The following is an 8,568-nucleotide window of genomic DNA, read 5'->3' on the forward strand; positions in this document are numbered from 1 at the left end:
TGATTCATAAAAAGCCGATAAAAAGATGAAATATCCTATTGGAATACAGAGCTTTGACCGCCTTCGTGAAGACGGTTTTGTTTATGTAGACAAGACTGCCTTAGTTTACAACCTTGTGCAAACGGGTTCAATCTATTTCTTGAGTCGTCCCCGTCGTTTTGGGAAGAGTCTGTTGGTGAGTACACTTGCCTGTTATTTTCAGGGGCGGAAAGAACTTTTCGACGGACTGGCAATTGCTGACCTTGAAAAAGACTGGTTGCAATATCCTATTTTCCGCATTGACTTTAACGGTGGGCCATACACCCAACCGGGAGTGCTCGAAGCAACTATCGAAGGGTATTTAGGCAATTGGGAAGACATCTATGGCAAAAATCTGAACTATACTACCACAGGTGACCGCTTCAAGGAACTGCTCCGCCGTGCTTATGAACGGACAGGGCAGCGTGCGGTAGTACTGATTGATGAATATGACAAACCAATTCTCGATGTGTTGGATACCGGAACTTACACCTGCAACCATGTAGGAGAGAAACTTTTGCTTGAAGACCATCACAGGGAAATTCTGAAATCTTTTTATTCCACCTTCAAAGGAGCTGACGAATACTTGAAATTCGTACTGTTGACGGGAGTTACGAAATTTTCGCAAGTAAGTGTGTTCAGTGGCTTCAACCAACCAAAAGACATTAGTATGGATGAACGCTACGAATCACTATGCGGAATCACTCAGGAAGAATTGGAGAAATACTTCGCAGAACCCATCTCGCGATTGGCAACTAAATACGAATGTACGGTGGAGGAAATGAAGGACTGGTTGAAACGGCAGTACGATGGCTATCATTTTAGTACGAACATGGCCGCCATCTATAATCCGTTTAGCATACTTAATGCCTTTGATATGAATGAAATCCGTGACTACTGGTTCGCCACCGGTACCCCGACTTATTTGATACGTCTGCTACAACACAGTCGCGAACAGATGAATGAACTAACAGGAAAATTCTACGACCCAACTATGTTTATAGACTACAAAGCGGATGTGGAACAGCCCCTACCAATGATTTTTCAAAGCGGATACCTCACAATCAAGGAATATAATAAAAAAATGGGAACCTATCTGCTCGATTTCCCAAACAACGAAGTACGGAAGGGATTCTTGTCTGTATTAGCAGCCAATTATATGAAGCCGAAGAGTAAAGAAGTGACGAGTTGGATAACAGATGCCGTGATGGACCTTGAACGCGGTGATACAGATGCGTTCCGCCGTTCCCTCACCTCTTTTTTGGCAAGTATTCCCTATGACTCCCACGGCTCGTTGAAAGATATAGATATAACAGAAAAGCATTTTCAATACACTTTTTATCTATTGCTTCGACTGATAGGCGTATATTGCACCGCCATCCATTGCGAGGACCGCCAAAGCTACGGACGGGTGGATTGTACGCTGGAGATGGAGGATTACGTCTATATCTTTGAATTCAAAATGGATGGAACAGCACAGGAAGCTCTGGAACAAATAGAGAAGACTGGCTACGCCAAGCCTTATTTGGCAGACAAACGAAAAGTGATTTGCATCGGAGTGAACTTCTCATCTGTCACACGGACAGTAGAAGACTGGGAAGAAGTTTCTATCGTATGAGAAATATCATAATTATTTTCCAAGATATATTTGTTGTTCATTCATTATTATAGAAAGAACTAACGAGACGGTACTTTATTAATATAAAATCAGCTCGAAGTCTGCATAAATAGGTAAATGGTCGCTGACACCGCCTTGATACTTCATCCCCTTATAAGTGCGGAAAGGTTCTTTATCACCATATTTTTCGTCATCTTTCAGTAAAAAGGGGAGAAGGCATACATTTGCTTTTTCTTCGCTGGTGAAAAAGTGATTTGATTGATTTAATAGAGTGCCTGATACAATCAAGTGATCGAGTAATCCCCATTCACCACGATATTTGTAAGAACCGAAGTCTTTTGATTTAGCTTTCCGGGCGAGTAGGTGATATAGTTTTAATGAGGAGGGGGCAACTGTTGAGAAGTTGGTGGAGCCGGTTGTTGAGGCTAGGTTATTGGTAGTAACAGGAGGTGCTTCGGCTTCCAGTATTTTCTGAATAGATTGATTGGTCGGGTAATCGTTGAAATCCCCCATAATAATGACTTGCGGAAGAGAACGAATGTTCATGATGCTATCAACTTCCATACGCAGAATGTGAGCTGCATATAAGCGATAGGGTTCCGATTCTTTGGCTCCACCCGAACGGCTGGGGAGGTGGCAGACAAATACGTCGAGCGTATCTCCCGTCAGTAGAAGTCCGCTGACGTGTAGCAAATCTCTTGTCGGGCGGTATTGCTTCAACGGAGGGATGGAAATGGAACGGGAAGATAATAGTTTGAATAAATCCCGTTGATAAAGCAAGGCTACGTCAATTCCTCTTAAATCAGGGGAGTGGGTCATTACGTAACGATAACTAAGCTCTTTTAAAGGAGAACGGCGGGTCAGGTCACGAAGCACTGTATCATTTTCTACTTCACATAATCCGACTAATGCAGGCGGACTCCATTCACCAATCGCCGTAATTACACGGGCAACGTCAACCAGCTTTTTTTTATATCTGCTATAATTCCAATGACGCATCGCGTTGGGAAGAAATTCGTGATCGTTCTTTAAACTATCATGACGAGTGTCGAACAGGTTTTCTATGTTCCAACTTACAACGCGGAAAAGGATTCTTTCTTGTTGAGAGGGGACTTGTGTGTCGTGATAGCCTTGTCTTTCGTGAGAATCTTGTGCGATAACAAAAAAAGGAGCAAAGAAACTTACGGCTATTAAATTCATTGCAAAAAAGAGCATGGCAACAGCTACTCTCTTTTCACTGTTACCATACTCTTCTTTATGTTGACTTATCTGTCTGTTACTTCTTGGCAGGAACATGTGCCAAGATATCCAATAGATGTTTCCAGAATTTCTCAACGGTAGGAATAAGCATTCGTTCGTCAGGAGAGTGAACACCTGTCAGTGTCGGTCCGAAAGAAATCATATCCAGCGTTGGATATTTATCAAGGAACAGGCCACATTCCAATCCTGCATGGATGGCTTTAACTTTCGCGTCTACACCAAACAGACGCTTGTAAGATTCAACAGCCACTTCGAGGATAGCCGAGTGGGGATTCGGTTTCCATCCCGGATAACCTTCGCCAAACGTAACATTGGCTCCTGCCAGTTGGAATACGGCACGAACCGTGTTCGCCATATCGTTGCGTGCGGATAGTATCGAGCTCCGCTGACTAGTTTCAATGCGGATGACATGATTCGGCTTCATCTTGACAGATGCCAGATTGGTAGAAGTTTCCACCAGTCCGGGAATATCCTGGCTCATGGCGTATACACCGTGAGGAGCTGCATACAGAGCTTTTAATAAACGGGTAGTGGTATCTTGGTCGATAGCCGTCTTGCGGGGAGCTTCCGATTCGAGAACCAACTTTAAGTCGGGCTCTACAACGGATAATTCGTCTTCCATTTCGCTGGTGAAGATATTCAGTTCGGTGCGGACATCATGTTTGGCATCTTCGGGAACAGCACAGATAGCGTATGCCTCGCGGGGAATAGCGTTGCGCAGGTTACCACCGTTGATTTCACAAAGATACAGATCATGCCTGCCAGCCATGCGTGAAAGGAAACGGTTCAGTATTTTGTTGGCATTTCCCCGTCCCAAATGAATATCACCACCGGAGTGACCGCCTTTTAAACCTTTCACTTCCACCTTGAAGAAGAAATATCCGGCAGGAACTTCCACTTCCTTATAAGTAAATTCTGCAACGGAGTCAATACCTCCGGCACAGCCGATAAAGATTTCCCCTTCATCTTCCGAATCGAGGTTCAGAAGAATATCACCGTTCATAAAGCCTTCCTGCAGGGCGAAAGCTCCAGTAAGTCCGGTTTCTTCGTCTACGGTAAACAGACATTCCAACGGACCATGTTCGATACTATCGTCAGCCAGGATGGCCAATTCGGTGGCTACACCGATACCGTTGTCGGCTCCGAGAGTGGTGCCTTTGGCTTTCAGCCATTCACCGTCAATTTCCGTTTCGATGGGATCGGTGAGGAAGTCATGTTGAACGTCATTGTTCTTTTCGCACACCATGTCGATATGTGATTGCAGAACGACGGTTTGAAGATTTTCTTTTCCCGGAGTAGCGGGTTTTTTAATCAATACGTTGCCGGCTTCGTCCACCTTAGTTTCCAGGTTATGTTTTGCTCCGAATGCCTTTAGGTAGGCAATCATTTTCTCTTCCTTCTTTGAAGGGCGTGGCACTTGGCAGATTTCTTCGAAATACTTGAATACGCCAGCCGGCTTTAAGTCTTTTTTTTCCATGCTGTTTTTATTTTATAATAGGAATAGAAGGGCTGTTTTCGCTTCTTCTATTGCTAAATATGGTTAATTTGATTGACTTATCTGAACTCATATCTCATTAAAGCCTATCTTTGCACTCACAAAATTAATAGAAATGGTTGAGACTATACTGATAACTTTGTTAATAGTTGCTATTTCCCTGGTATTATTAGGGGTGAAAGTATTCTTTACGAAGGGTGGAAAATTCCCGAATGGTCATGTGAGCGGGAATAAAACGTTGCGTCAGAAAGGAATCGGATGCGCACAGTCGCAGGATCGCGAAGCACAAAAGAAACCGCGTTTTTCTATTGATGAGTTGGAAAAAGCCTTGAACGATAGTATGAATTAAATTTATTAAAAACAATACTTATTAATTATGAATAGAATGAACTACCTCATGAACGGTTTGGCTGCTCTTGCGTTTATCGTTTTATTTTCACAATGTGCTGGCAAAACTGACAATCAAACTACAAGTACTCCGGCACAGGCTAATGCCGAACTGTCAGGAATGAAAATTGCCTATGTTGAAATAGATACGCTGCTTGCCAAATACAATTTCTGTATTGACTTGAATGAGGCGATGGTAAAGAAGAGCGAGAACGTTCGCATGACATTGAATCAGAAGGCTACCTCTTTGAACAAGGAAAAACAAGATTTCCAGAAGAAAGTAGAAAACAATGCTTTCCTGTCACAAGATAGAGCGCAGCAAGAATACAACCGTCTGGTGAAGTTGGAACAAGATTTGCAAGAGTTGAGTAACAAACTTCAGAATGGTTTGATGGAAGAGAACAACAAGAATAGCTTGCAGTTCCGCGATTCTATCAACGCTTTCCTGAAAGAATATAATAAGACTCACGGATATAGCCTGATTTTCAGCAACACAGGTTTTGATAACCTGCTTTATGCTGACAGCACTTTTAATATCACAAAAGAAATTGTTGACGGGTTGAATGCAAGATATTCACCTGTGAAGAAATAATAGTGAAGGATAAAAAATAAACGTTCCGTTTCCTGATAAAAAGGACGGAACGTTTTCAATATTTTTTTCGATTTCCGCCTGTTCAAGACTGTAAAGCTATGAACAGGCTTTTTTTATGCCCTTTCTTTTTCTTCTTCCTGCGGAATACGGAAAGCAGTGTAAAGTTCGAGGATAGCAGCAATCGTGAGGCAGGCAATCCATTCATTGCCTCGGGTGGTAAACATAAAGGCTCCAGTCAGGATCAGCGCCAATGCTCCGAATATCTGCTGAACGCGTAGGCGTTTCAGTGTTTTGCCTTTTCCTTTGACAGGCGTGTTCACTTGTGCCAATGCGAAAAGTCCGGCTCCGATAGTATATATGTAAGGAGCATAGATCCATCCGGTGATAAATACAGCAGCTCCGGTGAGAGCCATGATGGCGCCTACGACAAAAAGGGCGGGTACTAATTGTTTCATTCTTTAATCTTCAAAAACGTAAATATCTTCGTTGGGTTTCTTCATCAGATACTTTTCACGGGCGATCTGCTCGATGGCGTCCGGATTGGTCGTTATTTCGTTGAGACGCTTGGTGTTCTCTTCGTAATCTGCCCGATATTTTTCTATCTCTTCTTTCAACTGGCTAATCTCCCGTTCATATCCGAAACGACGAACTAGGCTGTTCTCGTCCAGAAAGCCAATGATAACAGCAAACGCAACGACCGTAATGAGATACTTTCGTCTGCGTATGAAACTCCAGATACTGATTAGTTTACCCATAATTTCTCCTTTTAATATCCGCAAAGATAAAACTAATAACTTAAAAACTTATCGCTTTAGCTTCAAAACTTCTCTCTTTATCCCTTATTACATCTCACTTTTTTTGTGTACATTTGCAGAGTAAGCGAAAATTCAAAAAAACAGAGAGAATCCCGGATATGGAAAACTATATTGTTTCAGCCCGTAAGTACCGTCCGTCCACGTTCGAATCGGTGGTAGGACAGCGGGCGTTGACTACTACGCTGAAAAATGCAATTGCTACCCAAAAACTGGCTCATGCTTATTTGTTTTGCGGACCACGTGGGGTAGGAAAGACCACTTGTGCGCGTATCTTTGCCAAAACCATCAATTGTATGACGCCTACTGCCGACGGAGAGGCTTGCAATCAGTGTGAGTCATGTGTAGCTTTCAACGAACAGCGATCATACAATATTCACGAACTCGATGCTGCTTCCAACAACTCGGTAGATGACATTCGCCAGTTGGTGGAGCAAGTACGCATCCCGCCGCAGATTGGTAAGTATAAGGTATATATCATCGACGAGGTGCACATGCTTTCGGCATCTGCTTTCAATGCGTTCCTGAAAACGCTGGAAGAACCTCCCCGTCATGCTATCTTTATCCTGGCTACGACGGAGAAGCATAAGATTCTCCCTACCATTCTTTCCCGTTGTCAGATTTATGACTTTAACCGGATAAGCGTGGAAGATACGGTGAATCATCTGTCGTATGTTGCTTCGAAAGAAGGAATCACGGCGGAGCCGGAAGCACTGAACGTGATAGCTATGAAGGCAGACGGTGGTATGCGTGATGCTTTGTCTATCTTCGATCAGGTTGTAAGTTTCACCGGAGGAAATATCACCTATAAGAGTGTGATTGATAATCTGAACGTTCTTGATTATGAATATTATTTCCGTCTGACGGATTGTTTCCTCGAAAACAAGGTAAGTGATGCTTTGTTGCTTTTCAATGATATATTGAATAAAGGCTTTGACGGAAGTCATTTTATTACCGGATTATCGTCTCATTTCCGTGACCTGTTGGTGGGGAAAGACCCGGTGACATTGCCTCTACTGGAAGTGGGAGCGAGCATACGCCAACGCTATCAGGAACAGGCGCAGAAATGTCCGTTACCTTTCTTGTACCGGGCCATGAAGCTTTGTAATGAGTGTGATTTGAATTACCGCATCAGCAAAAATAAGCGTTTGCTGGTAGAACTGACCTTGATACAGGTTGCACAGCTTACCACCGAGGGGGATGACGTGAGTGGTGGGCGTGGCCCTACGAAGACCATAAAACCCATATTCACACAGCCTGCCGCAGCTCAGCAGCCGCAGGTCGCTTCTGCAACCCAGGTTCAGCAGGCTTCCCTTCATACGTCTCCGTCTTCAGTAACAACACAGGCTGTTAATGGCACTACTGCCCGGCATCCGCAAGCATCTGCAGCAGTGCAACCGGGAGCATCGGCTTCGTCTGGTGCGGCTTCGTCTGCTCCGTCGCAAGGAGTGGGAGTTGCCCCAACTGTCAAGGAAGAGCGGAAGATTCCGGTGATGAAGATGTCTAATTTGGGCGTGTCTATTAAGAATCCGCAGCGCGATCAGGCAACGCAGAATACAGCTACCACTCATGTTCCCAGAGTGCAGCAACCGGAAGAGGATTTTATTTTCAATGACCGGGATTTGAATTACTATTGGCAGGAATATGCCGGTCAGTTGCCGAAAGAGCAGGATGCTCTTACTAAACGTATGCAGATGCTCCGTCCGGTATTGCTTAATAACTCAACGACTTTTGAAGTGGTAGTTGATAATGAGTTTGCTGCAAAGGATTTTACAGCTTTGATTCCCGAATTGCAGGATTATCTTCGTGGCAGACTGAAAAACAGCAAAGTGGTGATGACAGTGCGGGTAAGTGAGGCAACGGAAACAATACGTCCTGTGGGACGTGTCGAGAAATTCCAGATGATGGCTCAAAAGAATCAGGCGTTGATGCAGCTGAAAGATGAGTTCGGACTGGAGCTATACTAATGTACTTATTTCTCTCGGATTATCATCTTCCAGGAACGAAGGCTTTTATCTATATCGGATACCGGTATGAAAATATGGTCTATACTTTTGATTTTTTATCTTAATGTAAACGTTGATTCATACGGTCTTCGTATCCGTCTGAAGGTCTTTTTCCCGGCATGACAATCCACAGGATTATATATATGATTACTCCGGCGAAAGCAGTGAAGAATGTAGCTAATATATACACTATTCTTAATAAGGTAGGATCCCATCCGAAATATTCGGCTATTCCGGCGCATACACCTGCGATCATTCGGTTGGAAGAACGGGTTAATTTCTTTTCATTTTCCATGATGTACTTTGTTTTAGTGCGAATACTATACAAAGGTATATAAAAAAACAGATTTTTTACGCCCGGTAAATAAGAAAGTCAAGAC

The 8,568-nt window shown here is 43.5% G+C and carries 9 protein-coding genes; 4 read left to right on the forward strand and 5 right to left on the reverse strand.

The features are described from left to right. Window positions 1-25 precede the first annotated feature (25 nt). Window positions 26-1,636 (forward strand): ATP-binding protein, encoded by a 1,611-nt coding sequence (locus tag KTR06_RS17210; RefSeq protein ID WP_004316226.1) that lies wholly within the window; start codon window positions 26-28, stop codon window positions 1,634-1,636. A 78-nt stretch (window positions 1,637-1,714) separates the two neighbouring features. Here the strand turns inward: KTR06_RS17210 and KTR06_RS17215 are convergent, their stop codons facing one another. Together KTR06_RS17215 and KTR06_RS17220 are read right to left on the reverse strand one after the other, a co-directional pair. Further along, on the reverse strand, window positions 1,715-2,932 hold the full coding sequence (locus KTR06_RS17215; protein ID WP_217290614.1) for an endonuclease: 1,218 nt from the start codon (window positions 2,930-2,932) through the stop codon (window positions 1,715-1,717). Next, entirely contained in the window at window positions 2,913-4,373 is a 1,461-nt protein-coding gene (locus KTR06_RS17220; RefSeq protein WP_087317816.1) for an aminoacyl-histidine dipeptidase, read from the reverse strand. The genes KTR06_RS17215 and KTR06_RS17220 overlap by 20 nt, the downstream gene beginning before the upstream one ends. Before the next feature lie 133 nt (window positions 4,374-4,506). Here KTR06_RS17220 and KTR06_RS17225 point away from each other — a divergent pair, with 133 nt between their 5' ends. Beyond that, a complete protein-coding gene (locus tag KTR06_RS17225) occupies window positions 4,507-4,740 on the forward strand; it encodes a hypothetical protein (RefSeq protein ID WP_008026083.1) in 234 nt (77 codons plus the stop codon). 27 nt (window positions 4,741-4,767) lie between these two features. Further along, complete coding sequence (locus KTR06_RS17230; RefSeq protein WP_032812121.1) at window positions 4,768-5,370, forward strand: OmpH family outer membrane protein; 603 nt, start codon at window positions 4,768-4,770, stop codon at window positions 5,368-5,370. A 113-nt stretch (window positions 5,371-5,483) separates the two neighbouring features. Here the strand turns inward: KTR06_RS17230 and KTR06_RS17235 are convergent, their stop codons facing one another. Both KTR06_RS17235 and KTR06_RS17240 read right to left on the reverse strand, forming a co-directional pair. Next, entirely contained in the window at window positions 5,484-5,825 is a 342-nt protein-coding gene (locus tag KTR06_RS17235) for a hypothetical protein (protein ID WP_004316221.1), read from the reverse strand. Window positions 5,826-5,828: 3 nt separating this feature from the next. Continuing rightward, the gene (locus tag KTR06_RS17240; RefSeq protein WP_004316220.1) at window positions 5,829-6,125 is read right to left on the reverse strand and encodes a septum formation initiator family protein; all 297 of its coding nucleotides are present in this window, start codon (window positions 6,123-6,125) and stop codon (window positions 5,829-5,831) included. Window positions 6,126-6,283: 158 nt separating this feature from the next. Here KTR06_RS17240 and KTR06_RS17245 point away from each other — a divergent pair, with 158 nt between their 5' ends. Continuing rightward, window positions 6,284-8,149: a DNA polymerase III subunit gamma/tau gene (locus tag KTR06_RS17245; protein ID WP_120070993.1), complete on the forward strand. Its 1,866-nt coding sequence runs from the start codon at window positions 6,284-6,286 to the stop codon at window positions 8,147-8,149. A 100-nt stretch (window positions 8,150-8,249) separates the two neighbouring features. Here the strand turns inward: KTR06_RS17245 and KTR06_RS17250 are convergent, their stop codons facing one another. Then, complete coding sequence (locus KTR06_RS17250) at window positions 8,250-8,483, reverse strand: PspC domain-containing protein (protein WP_004316218.1); 234 nt, start codon at window positions 8,481-8,483, stop codon at window positions 8,250-8,252. Window positions 8,484-8,568 lie beyond the last annotated feature (85 nt).

It is taken from the genome of Bacteroides sp. MSK.20.12, assembly GCF_019052435.1.
GTDB classification, from domain to species: Bacteria; Bacteroidota; Bacteroidia; order Bacteroidales; family Bacteroidaceae; genus Bacteroides; species Bacteroides xylanisolvens.